13 protein-coding genes and 3 tRNA genes are annotated in these 16628 nt (G+C 49.2%); 6 read left to right on the top strand and 10 right to left on the bottom strand.

The features are described from left to right. Positions 1-12: 12 nt before the first annotated feature. Positions 13-585 (bottom strand): peptidylprolyl isomerase, encoded by a 573-nt coding sequence (locus J0A67_RS10410; RefSeq protein WP_206569243.1) that lies wholly within the window; start codon positions 583-585, stop codon positions 13-15. 135 nt (positions 586-720) lie between these two features. Between J0A67_RS10410 and J0A67_RS10405 the strand changes: the two genes are divergently transcribed. After that, the gene (locus J0A67_RS10405) at positions 721-1959 is read left to right on the top strand and encodes a GAF domain-containing sensor histidine kinase (RefSeq protein WP_206569242.1); all 1239 of its coding nucleotides are present in this window, start codon (positions 721-723) and stop codon (positions 1957-1959) included. 3 nt (positions 1960-1962) lie between these two features. Here J0A67_RS10405 and J0A67_RS10400 read toward each other — a convergent pair whose 3' ends face one another. Together J0A67_RS10400 and J0A67_RS10395 are read right to left on the bottom strand one after the other, a co-directional pair. After that, a complete protein-coding gene (locus tag J0A67_RS10400) occupies positions 1963-3111 on the bottom strand; it encodes a 1-acyl-sn-glycerol-3-phosphate acyltransferase (protein WP_206569241.1) in 1149 nt (382 codons plus the stop codon). An 87-nt stretch (positions 3112-3198) separates the two neighbouring features. Further along, complete coding sequence (locus tag J0A67_RS10395; RefSeq protein ID WP_206569240.1) at positions 3199-4053, bottom strand: alpha/beta hydrolase; 855 nt, start codon at positions 4051-4053, stop codon at positions 3199-3201. Positions 4054-4191: 138 nt separating this feature from the next. Between J0A67_RS10395 and J0A67_RS10390 the strand changes: the two genes are divergently transcribed. Next, positions 4192-5283 (top strand): AI-2E family transporter, encoded by a 1092-nt coding sequence (locus tag J0A67_RS10390; RefSeq protein ID WP_206569239.1) that lies wholly within the window; start codon positions 4192-4194, stop codon positions 5281-5283. A gap of 9 nt (positions 5284-5292) precedes the next feature. Here J0A67_RS10390 and J0A67_RS10385 read toward each other — a convergent pair. From J0A67_RS10385 to J0A67_RS10365, 5 genes are all read right to left on the bottom strand, one after another. Continuing rightward, positions 5293-5365, bottom strand: a tRNA-Thr gene (locus J0A67_RS10385). A 312-nt stretch (positions 5366-5677) separates the two neighbouring features. Then, positions 5678-5760: transfer RNA gene (locus J0A67_RS10380), tRNA-Leu, on the bottom strand. A 109-nt stretch (positions 5761-5869) separates the two neighbouring features. Then, the gene (locus J0A67_RS10375; RefSeq protein WP_206569238.1) at positions 5870-7291 is read right to left on the bottom strand and encodes an alanine/glycine:cation symporter family protein; all 1422 of its coding nucleotides are present in this window, start codon (positions 7289-7291) and stop codon (positions 5870-5872) included. A gap of 213 nt (positions 7292-7504) precedes the next feature. Then, positions 7505-8932: a sulfatase family protein gene (locus J0A67_RS10370; protein ID WP_206569237.1), complete on the bottom strand. Its 1428-nt coding sequence runs from the start codon at positions 8930-8932 to the stop codon at positions 7505-7507. Between the two features lie 241 nt (positions 8933-9173). Next, positions 9174-9247: transfer RNA gene (locus J0A67_RS10365), tRNA-Pro, on the bottom strand. Positions 9248-9490: 243 nt separating this feature from the next. Here J0A67_RS10365 and J0A67_RS10360 point away from each other — a divergent pair. From J0A67_RS10360 to moaCB, 4 genes are read left to right on the top strand one after another with little or no spacing between them, the layout of a single operon-like run. Continuing rightward, positions 9491-10669, top strand: coding sequence for a molybdopterin molybdotransferase MoeA (locus J0A67_RS10360; RefSeq protein ID WP_206569236.1), 1179 nt, complete (start codon positions 9491-9493; stop codon positions 10667-10669). A gap of 13 nt (positions 10670-10682) precedes the next feature. Beyond that, complete coding sequence (locus J0A67_RS10355) at positions 10683-11267, top strand: molybdenum cofactor guanylyltransferase (protein WP_206569235.1); 585 nt, start codon at positions 10683-10685, stop codon at positions 11265-11267. Position 11268: 1 nt separating this feature from the next. After that, positions 11269-12072, top strand: a complete 804-nt coding sequence (cobA, locus tag J0A67_RS10350; RefSeq protein ID WP_206569234.1) for a uroporphyrinogen-III C-methyltransferase — start codon at positions 11269-11271, stop codon at positions 12070-12072. A gap of 57 nt (positions 12073-12129) precedes the next feature. After that, complete coding sequence (moaCB, locus tag J0A67_RS10345; protein WP_206569233.1) at positions 12130-13008, top strand: bifunctional molybdenum cofactor biosynthesis protein MoaC/MoaB; 879 nt, start codon at positions 12130-12132, stop codon at positions 13006-13008. A 109-nt stretch (positions 13009-13117) separates the two neighbouring features. Here the strand turns inward: moaCB and J0A67_RS10340 are convergent, their stop codons facing one another. Then, on the bottom strand, positions 13118-14395 hold the full coding sequence (locus J0A67_RS10340; protein WP_206569232.1) for an alginate export family protein: 1278 nt from the start codon (positions 14393-14395) through the stop codon (positions 13118-13120). A gap of 696 nt (positions 14396-15091) precedes the next feature. Further along, positions 15092-16534 (bottom strand): rubredoxin, encoded by a 1443-nt coding sequence (locus J0A67_RS10335; RefSeq protein WP_206569231.1) that lies wholly within the window; start codon positions 16532-16534, stop codon positions 15092-15094. Positions 16535-16628: the final 94 nt, after the last annotated feature.

Genomic DNA, 16628 nt, shown 5'->3' with positions numbered 1-16628 from the left:
GTTGGAAAAAAACTAGTTTTCGTTGGCGTTTTTCAATGCCGATATTTCCTGCGCACTGAGGTAGACTATTCGTATTCTCAAAGTGATCGGCACCTCCGGCTCGTCCTGCTCATCGCGATCTACGGCCACTATCCTGTTGACTATTTCCATTCCTTTGATCACTTCACCAAAGATCGTATAGTCCCCATCCAGTCGAGGGATTCCCTGCGGGTTTTGGACGATGTAGAATTGGCACGTGGCTGAAAGCTTCCCAGGATTGTCGTCCCGTCCGGCGCCTACTGCGCCGTACACATGCTTGAGCTCCGGGTGAAACTCGGGCTCTAAAAGGTATGCTGGATCCTTGAATCCAGCAGGAGTGTCTGGGCAACCGCCCTGTGCGACAAAATTGGGGATCACCCGATTGAAAGTCAACGAATCCCAATAGCCGGCTTCGGCCAGTTCTATGAAGCTCTCGCGGTGGTTTGGGGTGCGGGAGTCCAACTCGATCAGGATTTCACCGTATGGGGTGAGTATTTGGCCAACGGGAAGTTTGTCCGTTGTAAAAAAGAAGCTGAGTAAAAAATGGAACAAAAAGACCGAATTCATGGAGTAGTTGGGTTAAGAATGCCGACGAGGGCAGTTAATATACATATTTCAGGAGGTTATTTAAATTAAACTCTGGCATTGGGAGGATTATGAAAAGCTTACTACATTGGCGGCGATCACCACCCAAATACCCAAATGTCTGGAGAAAAAAGCATTGACAATCAGGTTGTTGATTTGATTTCGCCGATTCCAAATAACGAATTTGAACGGTTGCTGGCCTTGAACGAATTGGAGTTGGACTACTCCGATTTGAACCGATCCCTTGGCGATTTGACAAAGCTTGCTGCGAAGATAGCCGGGACCTCCATCTCATTCATCAACTTGATCGATACATTTACCCAGTGGAGCGTATCTTCTTTTGGCATGGAAGTCAGCCAGACTCCCCGAGAGGAGTCCGTGTGTCAGTACACGATCCTCGAAGAAAACTCCAAGGGACTGGAAGTGTCTGACCTGGCAGCAGACGAGCGGTTTAAAGATCGGGATTATGTGACCGGAGATCCTTTCCTAAAATACTACTTTGGCGTCTCCCTTAAGATCGATGAAGGCCTTGCGATTGGATCGCTCTGTGTGATGGACGATGAATACAGGAGCCTCAGCAACGAAAAAAAAGAAATGTTGGAAATCGTGGCAGAAGAGATCGTCAAAAGGATCAAGACACTACACGCTATCAGTACACTCAAAAAAAGACTTCAAGAGAGCGATACTGTCAAAAACAACGTTGCGCATGACATCCGGGGGCCGCTGGGAGGCATAGTGGGTCTGACCGAGATCATCGAACTACAGGGGGAAAGAAATACGCTGGAGGAAGTCCTTAGCTACATTTCCCTCATCCAAAAAAGCGGAAAATCCGTGCTCGAGCTGGCAGACGAGATCCTTTCCAAATCCAGCGTCATGGGTAAACCCAAGGAGCATGAATTTACACTCGCGACGCTCAGGGAAAAGGTAATCGACCTTTTTGGCCCCCAGGCCATGAGCAAAAAAGTGAGACTTAGGGTCAATCATGCTACCGAGTATGCGTCCCATCCATTTTCCAAAAACAATATCCTCCAGATTCTGGGCAATCTTATCAGCAATTCCATCAAATTCACCCCTGAGGGAGGTGAGGTAGTGGTGAACTTGGAGATCGAGGTGGAGGATCGCTTCCGACAGCTGCTCCTCAAGGTGAAGGATAGCGGGGTGGGGATGCCCAAGGAAAAAATCGACCAAATTGTCAATGGCAACGCGGCTTCTTCTTCGGGAACTTCCGGGGAAAAGGGCTATGGCTTTGGGCTCAACTTAGTCCAGCGTTTGGTGACGAATCTTGGAGGCCGAATCTCGGTCAACTCCGAGCCGGGAACCGGCACTCAGTTTGAGTTGACCCTTCCCCTCTCTTAGGGCTTATTGCGAAAGCGGCTGCGCAGCTGCGGCCTTTATGCTGTTGTCCACGGGATAAGCGTACATCGATAGGAAGCTTTTCACCAAGAACGGATTCGAGATGTCGATTTTTCCGTGGAGTCTTTTTTCAAAAGACTCTTTCTCTCCAAGTGTATAGAACGCTTCGTACGCTTTCGTTCCGGTCAGAAGATCATGGGCGATGTAGTTGCTAGGCCATAGTCTATAGCCGCCCCATATTTTTTGGTCTATCACTGCTGCCAGTTGCGACAGTTTTTCGCTTTGGGTGAGGTCTGCGTTGGATATTTCCCTGATCTCCTCGTCGAGGATCCCATTGACTTGGATGTGGATTCTTTTTTTCGTGCCCATTATGCCCCTTAGCAAATTCACAAAGTCCTCGTTTTCGCTTTTGATGTACTTTTCGTCTCTGGACTTGGCCAATAGTTCTGGCATTTTCAGGATGTCCGTCGGGTCGTATTCATAGGAGATGGAGATCGGCACGACCTTGATTTTTTCAAAAAAGCCGAAAGGATTTTCTCCGGCTTCGGCAAGCGTGAGCATCTTGAGGACACCTTTGTGAGTGATGTCGTTTCCATCTTTGGTTCTGCCCTCGCGCTGGGCCGTCCATACCGATCGGTTTTCCCTCAGCAGGGACTTGCTAATGAACTCGGACACGAGCAGGGAGCTTTCAAAAAGCGCCCTTCCTGATAGGCCTCGGCGGATAGCAAAGTTTCGGTTGAGTCGGGAGAGAGTATGGAGGAAAGGCTTCTTGATCAAGTTGTCGCCAATCGCCGAGGTAGTCATGACCAGCCCTTTCTCGTAGAGGCAGGAATTCAGCAACGAAGTGTCCAGTATGATGTCGCGATGGTTGGAGATGAAAAGGTAGGCCGTATTCGGCTCCAAACCTTCAAATCCCCCAGTGCTTAGTCCCTCGGAACTTCTTTCCAACACCTTCATCAGTGCAGGATAGATGAAATTGATCTGAAAGTCCCTTAAAGAATGCGTGTGGTGCATGAGGTCTTTCCAATGGGAAGGAGGGTCATTGGGAAAGGCAAAATTCATCATGGCCTCTAGCATAGGATCGTCGATGATCTTTCTGATCGCAGCGTTTGCTTCGGAATCGTAAAAAGGCCTTATCGAATCAAATTTGGACATAGGAGGGTTACTTTGCTTTCGCAAAAAGCAAAAATTAGCTGAATAATAGAAGCTATTTTAGGTTTAGCGGGAGACGCTGCCGGTCAATCAGTCCCGTCTCAGATACTTATCGATGAAAAGCAGATGCACCGGAAGCGCTGCTGTCCAGTAGGGCCAAGTATGGGCCCCTGGACGTTCGATGTATTCGTGGGGAGTTCCGTTTTCGAGCATGAGCTGGTGCATCTGCCGGTTAGTCTCGATGAGGAAGTCGTCCACACCGCAGTCTATGATCAGGGCGATTCCATTGGCCTTTATCCTGTCCACCAAACCAACGGCGGTGTAGGGGTTGAAGGTCGGCGCGTCATAGTTCAGATCCGCGCCCAGCATGGCTTTTTGGCTTTCCTTGCGAAGTTTACGGAAGTCATCTGGTACTTTCCACATACGGGTATCGATGTTCATGACACCGCTCATGCTGCCGGCAGCCACAAAGAGTTCCGGGTGTTTTGCCGAAAGCGTGATAGCTCCATGTCCGCCCATGGAAAGCCCGGTGATCGCGCGGGATTCCCGGCGGGCAAAAGTCCGGTATTTTTTGTCAATGTTGGGAATCAACTCGGCGGTCAGATAAGTCTCATATCGCACGGAGTCGAGTAGGGGGCTGTCGTAGTAGTAGCTGGAGGGACCAACACCGGGAGTGACGATGATGAGCTTATATTCCTCGGCCATTCTTTCGACGAGACCGGGCTCGGTGGTTTTTTTGTGCCAATCACTGAAGGCTCCACTTCCCCCATGCAGGAGGTACAGGACGGGGTATTTTTGACTTCCAGTTGGATAGGAGGACGGGGTCGTGACGGCAGCTTTGAGGGTTTTGTTCATTGCCTCACTGTAAATTTCGATAGTGTCGGTCTTTGCCTGTCCAAAGGCCCAAAGCGGGAAAAAGGCAATAAGGCTGATAATACGGTTCATGGGTTGGTCTTCATTGGGTTTCGATCTGGAAAATAGGCAATCTTATCGAAGACTCAAGCGCTGTTTTCCTGGCTTCCACGCCTATCCCAAATATCTTATTTTGTATATTCTTGCCGGTCTTGAGTTTTTCCCAAAGTTATGAATCGATTGCAGCGCATAGCCAATTTCCTCCTCATCCTTGTGTTGGGAGCACTTGTCCTCAAGGAGGGGGATTTTATTCTGGTTCCCCTGGTTTGGGGGATTTTTTTTGCTTTTGCACTGTACCCTATCTCCTCTTGGCTTGAGAAAAGAAGAGTTCCCAGGGCATTGGCGATCTCGTTCAGCATCCTGTTGGTTGGCTTGTTTGCGCTTGGAATGGCCTATGTCCTTTTAAACCAAATGGTTGGCCTGATTAAGGACGCGCCGGAAATTGGGGGTAATCTGGAAAGCAAGTTTAGTCGATACTTGGGTGAACTGAGTACGGTCTTTGGAAGAGATCTAATCAATCCCAATTGGGACTCAGACATAAGCTCCTTCCTTTGGGGAGGCAAGCTGACCGAGACGCTCTTCGCTACTGGGAAATCGCTCACCTTGGCTGGGATAATTCCCCTCTACGCCTTTTTGCTGATGTATTACAAGGATTTTTTTATTGAGTTTTTGATACGCTTTTCCTCCAGAAATCAAGAGCTCGTCATCAACTGGGCCAAGGATTCTGGACGGGTAATCCAATCCTATTTGGCTGGAATGATCCGCGTCACGGGAATCGTAGCGGTCCTGGCGGGAATCTTCTTCTATCTGCTTGGGGTCAAGTATTTCCTGCTTTTTGCCGCGTTTGTCGCACTGATGAACCTGATCCCCTATGTTGGGGTCTTCGTTTCTTCGTTTTTCGCCATTCTCTACGTATTTCTTACCACGGATTCGCTGCTTTATCCATTGCTGACTTTCGCCGTGCTTTGGGGTATTCAGCTTTTGGAAAACAACATCATCACCCCTCTGGTGGTAGGCTCGAAAGTCAAAGTGAATGCCCTCGCGGTCATCTTGGCAATCTTGCTCGGGGGATGGCTATGGGGAATATCCGGGATGATTCTCTTCATCCCGCTCACTGGGGTGCTGAAAATCACGCTTGAGAGAAGCCACGGACTCAAGCCTTTTGCTTACCTGTTGGGCGATGACGTGCCGATCAGCGAGGAGTCCGAAAACTTTTGGAAGCTCGCACTCAGGAAATTTTCCAAAAAGGGAAAGCCAAATTAGGGAGATGAGAGCCTCTTACAGGACTTGAACCTGCGACCCACGCTTTACGAAAGCGTTGCTCTACCAACTGAGCTAAAGAGGCTGAAGGACAATCATCTAAGCTTTAAACTAGCTCAGTTGGCGCCACCCTGCAAGCCGGCTGCTCGGTAAAACCTTCCGAATGGAAGGTTTCTTCACCCTCGCCCCTCAACTGAGCTAAAGAGGCATAGTGCACCGAGGCAGCATTCGAAAATACCTCAGATGGCCCAAGCCTGCAAGTTGAATGCTCGGTAAACAATATTTAAAGGGCGTTTTTTATTCTTGCCCGTCGACTGAGTCAAAGAGGCTCAAAATGAACTTGCCGGGGCGAGTAAAAAAGAAAAGCAGACCTGAAAGATCTGCTTTTGTTCAAGTGTGCGGATGAATGGATTCGAACCATCACACCCAGAGGGCGCTGCCACCTGAAGACAGTGCGTCTACCAATTTCGCCACATCCGCATCGTTGAATTGGTGTGCAAATAACGCAAATCCCAACAATCCAAACAAAGCCTCGGGTCAATAAAATAGAACTTTCCTTATGTGAAAAAGCAATCCTATTGACCGCCAATTACTTCCAAAGGTCGGTGTTTTCTATTCCTGCATCTTTCGCAACAAAAACCGGTATTTTGCCTTCGGCCTTTTGCTTTTTATAATCTTCCCAAGCGCGGAATGCTGGTTTTCTGAGAAGCAAAATTGCGACAATGTTTAGCCATGCCATCATTCCGACTCCTATGTCGCCTAGTGTCCAAGCGACCTCGGCTGTTTTGATCGAGCCATAGAAGGTAGCGCAAAGAATGGCAAGCTGCAGCACGCGAACGGCCCATTTTGCAGACTTGTTTCTCGTCAAATAGCTAAGATTTGTCTCTGCAATGAAGTAGTAGGCCATGATGGTGGTGAAGGCAAAAAACAGGAGAGCTATCGCGACAAAGCCCTTTCCGATTGCCGGGAAATGGGTGCCGATTGCAAACTGTGTAAACTCAGGTCCGAAGGGAACACCGGGAAGATTCTCTACAATGAAGCCTCCTTCAGGATGGACTACGTTATACTGGCCCGTGAAAAGGATCATCAATGCTGTAGCTGTGCAGACAAAAAGAGTATCCACGTACACGGAAAAAGCCTGAACCAAACCCTGTGCTGCCGGATGTGTGACCTCCGCCGCCGCGGCCGCATGGGGAGCGGTGCCCTGGCCCGCTTCGTTGGAATAGATTCCCCGCTTCACGCCCCAGGCGATAGCCATGCCGAATACGCCACTGAATGCTGCCTCGATGTTGAATGCTGATTTAAATATCAGTGCAAAGATCGCCGGTACCTCGGCAATGTTGAGAACGATGATGATCACTGCCATCAGGATGTAGGCCAAAGCCATAAAGGGCACCACGACCTCTGCAACCTTGCTGATCCGCTTGACTCCTCCGATAATAATCATGCCGAGAAAAAGGGTGACCCCAAAACCGGTATAGTGGACAGGAATATCAAAGGCGTTTTGGGCGCTAAGCGCGATACTGTTGCTTTGTACTCCCGGGAGAAACAAAACCGTACTGAGGATCGTGGCAAAAGCAAATAACCAGGCGTACCATTTTATTCCAAGTCCCTTTTCTATGTAGTAAGCCGGACCACCTCTATACAGTCCTCCACTTACTTCCTTGTAAATCTGGCCCAGCGTGGACTCTATAAAAGCGGAGGAAGCGCCCAAAAAGGCGATAACCCACATCCAAAATATGGCGCCTGGCCCACCCATGGCGATGGCAGTGGCCACACCCGCGATGTTCCCGGTGCCCACCCGGCCAGAAATGGCAATCGCAAAAGCCTGAAATGAAGAGACTCCCTTTTCGGAGGACTGCCCCTTAAAGAGCAGGCCGACCATCTCGCGGACATAGGTTAGTTGGATGAATTTGAGTGCGAAAGAAAAATACACTCCGGCTGCCAAGCACAAAAAAATCAACGCATTACTCCATATTATTCCGTTTATAGCATCTATAATTTCCTTCATCTAGCTCTGTTTATTTGTTTGGGGATAAGTAGAAATTCAAATTCAAGTGGTGAATTTGAGGGTAAGTACCACAAAAAACTTTAAAAACTTGATGGGTGGGTCAAAAAATGATCTCATTTCCTGTCGGCAACAGGTGGTTTTGCCAATCAGGGTTTTACCAAAAAAAGTGGAGGCAGACTCTCCTAATCTGCCTCCACGGATTGATTTCTTTTTCTAATCTATGACTCCATGCTTCCTCAATCCGGGACCTTCAGACTGGGTGAGTTTATCACCCATGTCAGCCCGGGCGATGTTGGCCATGGAGTCAAGCTGGGCAAGTATCTCCGGATATACGTCTTTCACATCATTGGATTCGGACGGATCGCTTTCCAAATCATAAAGCTCCGTGTTTTCAAAATCGAGGTAGAGGTAGTCTACCGGAAATCCGTCATTTCTCAACACGGTGCCCTCTGGTATAATCCTATACCGGTGTGGATAGACCACTTTCCATTTGCCAAAGATTACCGCTTGCAGCTCGTTTTGGTTGTAGTAGGCGTAATATGGCTTGTCCTCCATTTCTTTCCCTTGGATCAGCGGCCATATATTTCTCCCATCGATTTTCAATGTAGGAAGTGGGGATTCAACCAGAGAGGCAAGGGTCGGGAAAATATCGATGGTCATTGCTGCTTCATCCTGCACCTTTCCCGCCGGTATTTTTCCAGGCCAGGCAAAAATGGCCGGTACACGGATTCCTCCATCCAAAGAAGTTCCCTTTCCTGCCCGCAGCCCACCGGTGGTTCCTGCATGCCCGCCGTAGGAAAGCCATGGGCCATTGTCGGAAGTGAAGATGATCAGTGTGTTTTCTTCCAGCCCCAGCTCTTTCAGTTTTGCCCTTACCTGTCCCACGGACCAGTCGATCTCCATCATCACGTCGCCGTACATGCCTTGTTCGGATTTTCCTTTGAACTTGTCTGATACAAACAAGGGCACATGCGGCATGGAGTGGGCTAGATAGAGGAAGAAAGGCTGCTTTTGGTTTTTCTCTATGAAATCAACCGCCTTCTCAGTGTACCAAGTGGTCAGCTGGCTTTGCTCATCCAAAATCTGAACCGCTGAGTCACCTTCGTAGAGCGGGAGTGGGGGATAGTAATCCTTGGTTTCCGGATGATGAGGCCACATGTCGTTGGAATAGGGCAGTCCGAAGTAGGTGTCGAAGCCCTGTTTGGTCGGCAAAAACTCAGGCTGATGCCCCAAGTGCCACTTGCCGACGATTCCGGTGCTGTAGCCTTGGCCTTTTAGCATTTCAGCAATAGTAGTTTCGTCTGGGTTGAGGCCGTGCTTAGCCGAATGGTCCAGCGCACCGAAGATCTCGAGTCTGTTGGCGTAGGTGCCGGTGAGTAAGGCAGCCCGGGAAGCAGAGCAGACGGCGTGGGGGACATAGAACTGGGTGAATTTGGTGCCGTCGTTGGCCAGCTGGTCCAAGTTGGGGGTCTTCCAAGCTGTAGCTCCGTAGCTGCCGAGGTCTCCATAGCCTAGATCGTCCATGAAGATGAGAACGATATTGGGTTTTGCTGGGATGACAGACTTTTCTTCTTCTGTTTTCGACTGGCAGGCAAATGTACTGATCAAAAGCCCGGACAAAAGGAAATAGGTAATTTTCACTTCTTCTATTCTTGTTTTAAAGACGGCCTGAATTTGAAAATTTTTAGGGGAATACCCATCCTTGATTTCTCTATCGGGGTAAATTTTTATCCAATTGCCCTAAAAAAGTACTGGGTTTGAAAGATAAAGTAGCGGTCTTCGCCTAAGGAGTTTGGACGATAGCCTCACTTGATCCTAATGGATGAAGTCGCCGGGTATAAAAAAAGACAGATCGAAAATTTTCAACCTGTCTTGCTTAAAGTCGGGGTGGCAGGATTCGAACCTACGACCTCCACATCCCAAATGTGGCGCGATACCGGGCTACGCTACACCCCGAAAACTTGCCTTTTTTGTAGGAAAAAGGATGGCTTGAATTGCTCCCCTTTTCTAACGGCTTGCAAACATAGTGATTTTAATTTTTGGCACGTGCCTAGCTTTAGAAAAAAAGCTGCTTTTTTTCATTTTTTGAAAATCCCCAAGCAAGCGAATTGAAATTTTGTGCAATTTCTCTAAAAAAATACGTATAAAGTAAGTATATATACGTAATTTTTGTCTACATTTCGATACAATTCAAGAAAGATGATGGTATCAGTAAGTTCAGCCTTTTCCCTTATCGCTCAGCATGCCCAAAATCTTCAAGCGGTCAAACTCCCCCTGAAGCAGTCTCTGGGACATTACCTTGCTGAGGATATACTTGCGCCTATTTCCCTTCCTTCCTTTCGCCAGTCTGCCATGGACGGCTACGCCATCCAAATGGGTTCAGCCCAATCTTATGAAGTAGTGGGTGAAAGCAAGGCGGGGGACTTCTGGAATTTTGATCTTGGGGAAAACGCGGCTGTCCGTATTCTTACCGGTGCCAGGGTGCCTGACATGGCGGACACGGTAGTCGTGCAGGAAAATACGCGCATGGATGGATCCAAAATCCACCTGAAACGCATGCCAAGACCTTTTGGCAATATCCGCTCAATAGGAGAACAGGTCATGAAAGGAGACTTGGTCGCAAAAAAGGGCTCAAAGGTAAATGCCACTCTACTGGGCTTTTTGGCCAGTTTTGGATTGGAGGAAGTTTTAGTCATCAGTAAACCCAAAATTACAGTAATCGTCACCGGGAGCGAACTGCAGGCGGCTGGCTTGCCTCTGCATCCCGGTGGCGTTTACGAGTGCAATGGGACTGCGATGGAGGCGGTGCTCGCCGAGCAGGGCTTTCAGGTGGAAGCATTACATCATGTCCCTGACGAGCGATCGGCTACGATAGAAGCCGTCTCCCAGTCGCTGGGTGCCGACGTGCTCCTGATATCCGGTGGGATTTCGGTTGGGGACTATGATTTCGTGAAGGCTGCGTTGCAGGAAAGTGGCGTGGAGGAGGTTTTCTATCAGGTCAACCAAAAGCCCGCCCGACCGATTTGGTTTGGAAAAAAGGGCAAAACCCTAGTCTTTGCCCTTCCGGGCAACCCTGCCGCAATGGCGACTTGCCTGCAAGTCTACGTATTGCCTTTGCTTCACAAAATCGCTTCTGGTGCCGAACTTAACCTGAACCTTGAGAAAGGGATACTCTTTGGGGAGGTGGAAAATGCCTGCGGGAAAAGCAGGTTTCTCTGTGCACAAGAGAAAAACGGAATGGTGACGATTCTAGAAAAGCAATCCTGCAATACGCTTAGCGGTTTTGCGAGAGCCAATGCTTTGGTTTTTATTGACGAGTCTGTCCCGGGATTGGGATTTGGAGACAAAGTGCAGTTCCTACGTTTGAACAGTGCTTAAATTTAGTAAAGCGGTGGAAAACTTGAACCCGACGCGAGCTGCCTATATCCTTTGCGGAGGCAAAAGCTCCCGTATGGGAGAGGAGAAGGGATTGGTTGCATTTCAGGGAAAGCCCTTTGTGCAATGGATCCTGGAGGCTGTTTTTGTTTTACAGGGAGATCCTGTTTTGGTGACGGGAAATTTGGCCTACGCGGATTTTGGGGTGGAGATGATTGCCGATAGAATTGTGGACAAGGGACCCGTGGGCGGCATATACACCGCACTCAATCATTGTCAAACTACCCAGGCCCTGATCCTGAGCTGCGATATTCCGAAGATAGACTCCGATACCTTGGAGTTTTTGATCGTAGAAGCCCAAAAACATCCCGGTAAGATCACCTTCCTCTCCGACGGCAAAAACGACTATCCCCTCATCGGGGTCTATCCCAAAAGTTGCTTGCCAGCTTTCGGGGAAGCGATAGAAAAAGACGAACTGAAACTCCGCCGACTCGTGGAGAGTCTGCCTCACAATCGTATTGTAATCCACCCCGAAAGCGTCTCTAACCTGCAAAACATCAATACCAAATCAGAACTCATCACCCTATCAAACCTATACTGACATGAAAACCGCACCCCAAACTCCCCGCTTGACGCTTATCGGAGCTGGTCCAGGCGATCCGGAATTGCTTACGCTCAAAGCCGTGAAGGCCCTTCAGCAAGCGGAAGTGGTGCTCTACGATGCCTTGGTTAACGAGGATATTCTGGACCTGGCGGAAAATGCCGTAATAGTCTCTGTCGGAAAGAGAAAAGGAGCGCACTCTTTTACGCAAGACGAAATCAATAAGCTCATCGTGACCTATGCCCATGAGTTTGGCTCGGTGGTGAGACTGAAGGGTGGCGATCCATTCGTATTTGGACGGGGAAAGGAGGAGCTGGAGTTTGCTGCCCGGCATGGTGTGACGTGTACGGTGATTCCAGGCATATCCTCCTGCATTGCCGTTCCCGCTTCGATTGGTATACCAGTTACCTACCGAGGTGCATCGGAGAGCTTTTGGGTAATTACAGGCACCACCAGCTCGCATCAACTTTCCGAAGACGTGGCCTTGGCAGCGCAATCCACCGCAACGGTGGTGATCCTCATGGGGCTTTCCAAACTTGAGGAAATCACCCGGATTTACAAGAAAATGGGTAAAAGCAAGACCCCAATCGCCATCATCCAAAATGGTACGCGGGTAGATCAGCGGGAAGTCGTCGGCACGATCGGCAACATCCTGAGGCGTGCCAAAACAGCCTCCATTAAGGGCCCAGCTGTGCTGGTGATCGGCGAGGTAGTCAACTTGGCTACCGTGGAGGCCAAGGTGGGCGAAGACTATATTTTCGAAGATGAGTTCGTTTTACAAAATCTGGGGGCTTTTCCTTTTTGATTATCCGCGTTTATGCCAGTAGCTTGCTTAATTGGGAAAAATCGCGGCAAAGTGTAAATGGAAGGCATCACCTCAAAAAGTACTCGACTGCAGGAAGTAGAGGCCGAGGCAGTGCTGAGCGTGAGCAAGCGCAACACTGTACAAGCCATCCTTGAAAAGCGTGTTCCCAAAGGAGATGTGCTAGAGATGGCCAGGGTTGCGGGGCTTTTTGCGGTCAAAAATACCCACCTGATTCTACCCCATATATATCCCTCTGCGATAGAATTTGCTGCGGTGGACTATCAGATCACTGATTTTGAAATCCATATTTCCATCCAGATCAGCTCGGTAGGCAAATCCAGTTTGGAAGTGAACGCTATGCACGGTGCGTCCATCACGGCGCTTACAGTGTATGATATGCTGAAGCCTATCGACAAGGAAGTCAGCATCGTCAGGCTGGCTATGGTGGAAAAATCCGACAAGTATAACCACAGTAAGTACTCCAAGCGCTTTGACGCCGCACTTGTCCTCTGTTCCAATGCGGTGGTGAAAGGCATTAAATCCGATACGGCAGGCCAGGCCATCCTCGAAAAACTCAAAAGCCTGAACGCGGATATTACTTCCTACAACATAATTCCTGACGACTTGGAGCTGATCAGGGAACATGCAAAATCGCTCGCTAAGGAAAACCAGCTGCTTGTGTTTAGCGGCGGCACGGGACTGTCCAAGACCGATCTGACTACTGAAGCCTTGCTGCCGATCTTGGATAGAAGAATTCCGGGGATAGCCGAGGCAATGCGGAGCTACGGTCAAGTCCGCACACCTTATGCGATGTTTTCCAGAAGCCTTGCCGGCATGATCGGAAACTGCCTGGTGTTGGCCATTCCTGGCTCCACCCGCGGGGCTGAGGAGTCCATGGATGCGGTCTTCCCAGATTTATTGCATGCCTTGAAGTGAAAGTCGGGATTCGGGAAATATTCTGACGACTCCCTAGTTTGCTTGGCTACAATTACTCCAAGTCCGATTAACACCGCCGCTTATACTCGGTCCTCCCCACCACGCGCTGTTACTCGTCCTTCCAGCTGTGCTTAAACAGCGTAGGAGTTACGATGAGTTGCACCCATCCCCAGTTTTGGGTTTTGGCGGCTTGGACCCCGCCTTTGACAGCGGCCATGCTTTCCGTGTCAAAAAACTGTGAATAGCCGGCGTTGAGCTTGATGTTTTTTGCGATGGTTTTGGAAAATACCAGGTCGAGTTCAGATCCCAAGTACTTGCTCTGTCCATCCCGGAGTTCGGCGTTTGAGGAGAAAAAGTGCATTTGAGCGGAAAGGTTGGAGCTTTTTCCCGTCGGCACCAAAGCTGTGAAATATCCGTCGTTTAATCCGACGTTGTTCGCGTGGTTTCCCACATAGAACAGATCCATATAGCCGTTAAACTTGTGGTTGGTGCCGTAGAGCGGGAAGAAGGATTTTTCCTTGGATTCGGACACTTGATCTGAACCGCTGAGCGACTCAAATCCTGCCATCAGCGCTACTTTGCCCAGCTTGTACCTTGCTTCCAACATGTACTGGTAGGCATTTAGAGCGGTACTTGGAGCCGATTTGCCAGTCTGCAGATACGCCGATCCCGTCAGTGTGAGGGAAGAGAGCGGGAAAGAAAAATACGCTCCGGTCGTTTGCCGGTAGTAAACACCATCGGGCTGCGGAGCCGCTTCTTCCGTGAATTTCTGGAAGCCATTATTCATAAACATAAAGCTGAGTGAGGCTTTTTCCCAAGTCTTTTTCGCGTGTAACATTTGCATGACCTTGTAGGAATACATGCCATTGATTCCATAGGCAGAACCCTCGTTTTTCTGGCTTTCCTGGTTGAAGGCAAAGGCTAAATCGGTTTTGAAGCCGCTTCTGGCGTAAGTGACCATCGCCGCATCGTGAAATCTTCCCTGCATAGTCCAGTCCACCTCGCCCAGCATACGCTGGTCGTCGTAGGAGAGCGTCTGTCGGCCCAGCTTCATAGACCAATTTTCGCTGAAAGCGTAGCCCAGCCAGGCTTGGAACAGCGAAAAGGAGTTGTTTTCATCGTTAATGGCCAGTTGGCGCGTGTCGCCCCAAGTACTCACGTCTTGTACACTCAGGTGGAACTTGAGCTTGGAGTCGAAGTAATCTACATTGAGGCGGGAGCGCTGAGTGACAAAGGCTGCCGGATCTGCACCTTCGGGGAGCAAAGCTCCATAGCCATGACGGTATTCAAAGCGGGGCCGGATGTCGGCGTCCATGGAGACGGTCTGGGCTTTAGCTTGCAGGGAAAGCAACGCACATAGACCAATAGCGTAAAGAATCTTTTTCATAACAGGTAGAATAGGTTGCTATGAAGATAAGTATAAATACTTATTATTTGCAAAATAAATACGTAAATAAATAAGTATTTTCATGCTTATGAAATTCGTCATTCTGAAGGGCGTCACCTGCTTCAGGGTTCTTTGGCAGGCCACGGCCCTGAAGTAATCTTCTTGAATTGAAATCGGAAAAGAATGGTTCTGAGATAAAAATCAGGGCTGGTTTTGCCTTGCGGTGATGGGAGAGATTTCAGTTTTCGTGAACATGTTTTTCGGATTGCAAATCCTGGATTACTGCTTCGGAATTGCAAATTCCGAAGTGCAGATGCCGCGTATCTTAGGAAAGGACCTCGGAATGGTCAAACCTTTCAATAGCCTCGAGTGCAACTGGAGATGCCAGAAGATCCCCAAGGTATCAAATCCCCAAGGGGGTTGAACCTTTGGTGAATGGTGCAAAGAGTCTTACCCGCAAGATGGACACCCTTCGGGGCAGGTTGGATCGAAAAATAAACCGAATCAAACCGGACATGATTTGGATCGCAAAACCGACCCAGAAAGGTTCGATGAATCAGCAAACCGGTTCAAAGTCGGGCATAACTTTTTACCCTCAGAGGCAAACCAGTTAGGTTCGGAAGTGAACTTTTACCCTTGTTGGTGAACCGGTTAGGGTTTGGGGTGAACTTGTGTCGGGGATTGGATGGAGGCTTTTTATTCCGTCTGCGTTACAAAGGTCTTCTTGGCAAAATTGGTCTTCGGTGCTTCGCATAGGGGACAATGGTAGCTGGGGGGCAGGCGTTCGAAAGGCGTGTCTTCAGCGATTCCTTGGCTGAGATCTCCGTAGCTACTGTCGTAGACAGTGAGGCAGTCTCGACATTGATATACCTCTCGGCTAAGCTGCTCCTTGGGTTTTGCTGCTTTTTCGGGAAGGGATTTTTCCTGTCCCAGCTGCTCAAAATAGATCTTGCTCAGTTCGATGAGTAGCTCCGGCAAGTCGGATTTGTCCACTTCCTGCACGTACACGAGGTATTCCTGTGTATTTGGATCGAAGTTTTTGGCGTGCAGCAGGTTGTAGGTGCTACGGATCTTCAGGCCTTCCAATTGTATCGGCGGTTCGTTTTTCTCGATGATCACGGAAGTGAAATAGTACGCTTTCTTCGTGTAGTCAGTGATCGCAAAAGTGAGTCCGTAGGTGCTGATGTCATGCTTGTCAAAGTAGGAGACCAGGTATTTTTTCAGCTTGAGGGCGGACTTGTTGGCCACGGGAAGGTGCCAGTTGAGTTCCAGCATGGAGTGGCGGACATTGATTCCATATTTGCCCAAGAGCTTTTCCCATTCCAGCTTGTAGGGTTCTTGGATTCCTTTGATGATGAGGGATTTCCAAGGGGTGATGGAAATTTTTCCAATCCGACAGTCGGAGCATAGGTCGCATAGCGCTTTGAGAAAGTCGATGTAGTACTTGTTGTTTCTCCAATACAGGCCCATCCAATAGCTGTCCGAGCCGACGCGGTTGATCCCTTCGTAGTATGGAAATGGATAGAACGGCACCTCCAGGGGCTTGTCCACGGTGCGGTTGTTGAGATCGGCAATGTCATTGACCAGGTCAAAAAGGAAGTCGACCGTCTCCGGCTCCTCCTGCAAGATGTCTTCGATGGCCACCGAGACTTTTGCCAGGTCCCAGCTGTATATCAGAGCGGGAAACATTTGGTTGCTTTCCCAGTCGGGCAGTCGCACAAACAGATACCAATAGTCCTCGTGCTCCGATGCGATAAAATTGAGGTGTCCTGTGAAGAGCGGGACAAGGCGCTGTTTGGGGTCGGTGATGTTGATTTTCAAGGCGGACTGCGCACGAAACTGCTCCAAGACGTAAAGGTAGCGATCGCTGGTAAGCCAGGGGGTGTTGGGGAATATGTCGGAAGAAACATACGAGGATACGATGTTTTCCGCTCCTTCCTGTTCTGGGGAGATGATCTGAAATTTGTCCTGGGGATCGATGAAGAAGTCTCCGTCCTCTTTGATAAAGAGGATGTCCTGTCGGGAGCCTAGGGAAATGGTATCCAAACCAGCAGACTCCGCGATTTCAAGGATTTGCTTGAGCTCTGCCGGAGAAAGCACCCCGCCTTTGACTACTACTCTGGAAAATGTCTGTTTCATTTCTTCACGATTCGTTTTTATGCTTTTTTGACCATCGGCTTTTATGCCTTTAGCTGATTTGTCTATCCAAAGGAACGCTAAACTTTAGCCTTGC

This window comes from Algoriphagus aestuariicola (assembly GCF_017254835.1).
Lineage (GTDB): Bacteria > Bacteroidota > Bacteroidia > Cytophagales > Cyclobacteriaceae > Algoriphagus > Algoriphagus aestuariicola.
Note: the sequence above shows the minus strand (reverse complement) of the source record. Positions and strands in the feature narration are given on the sequence as shown.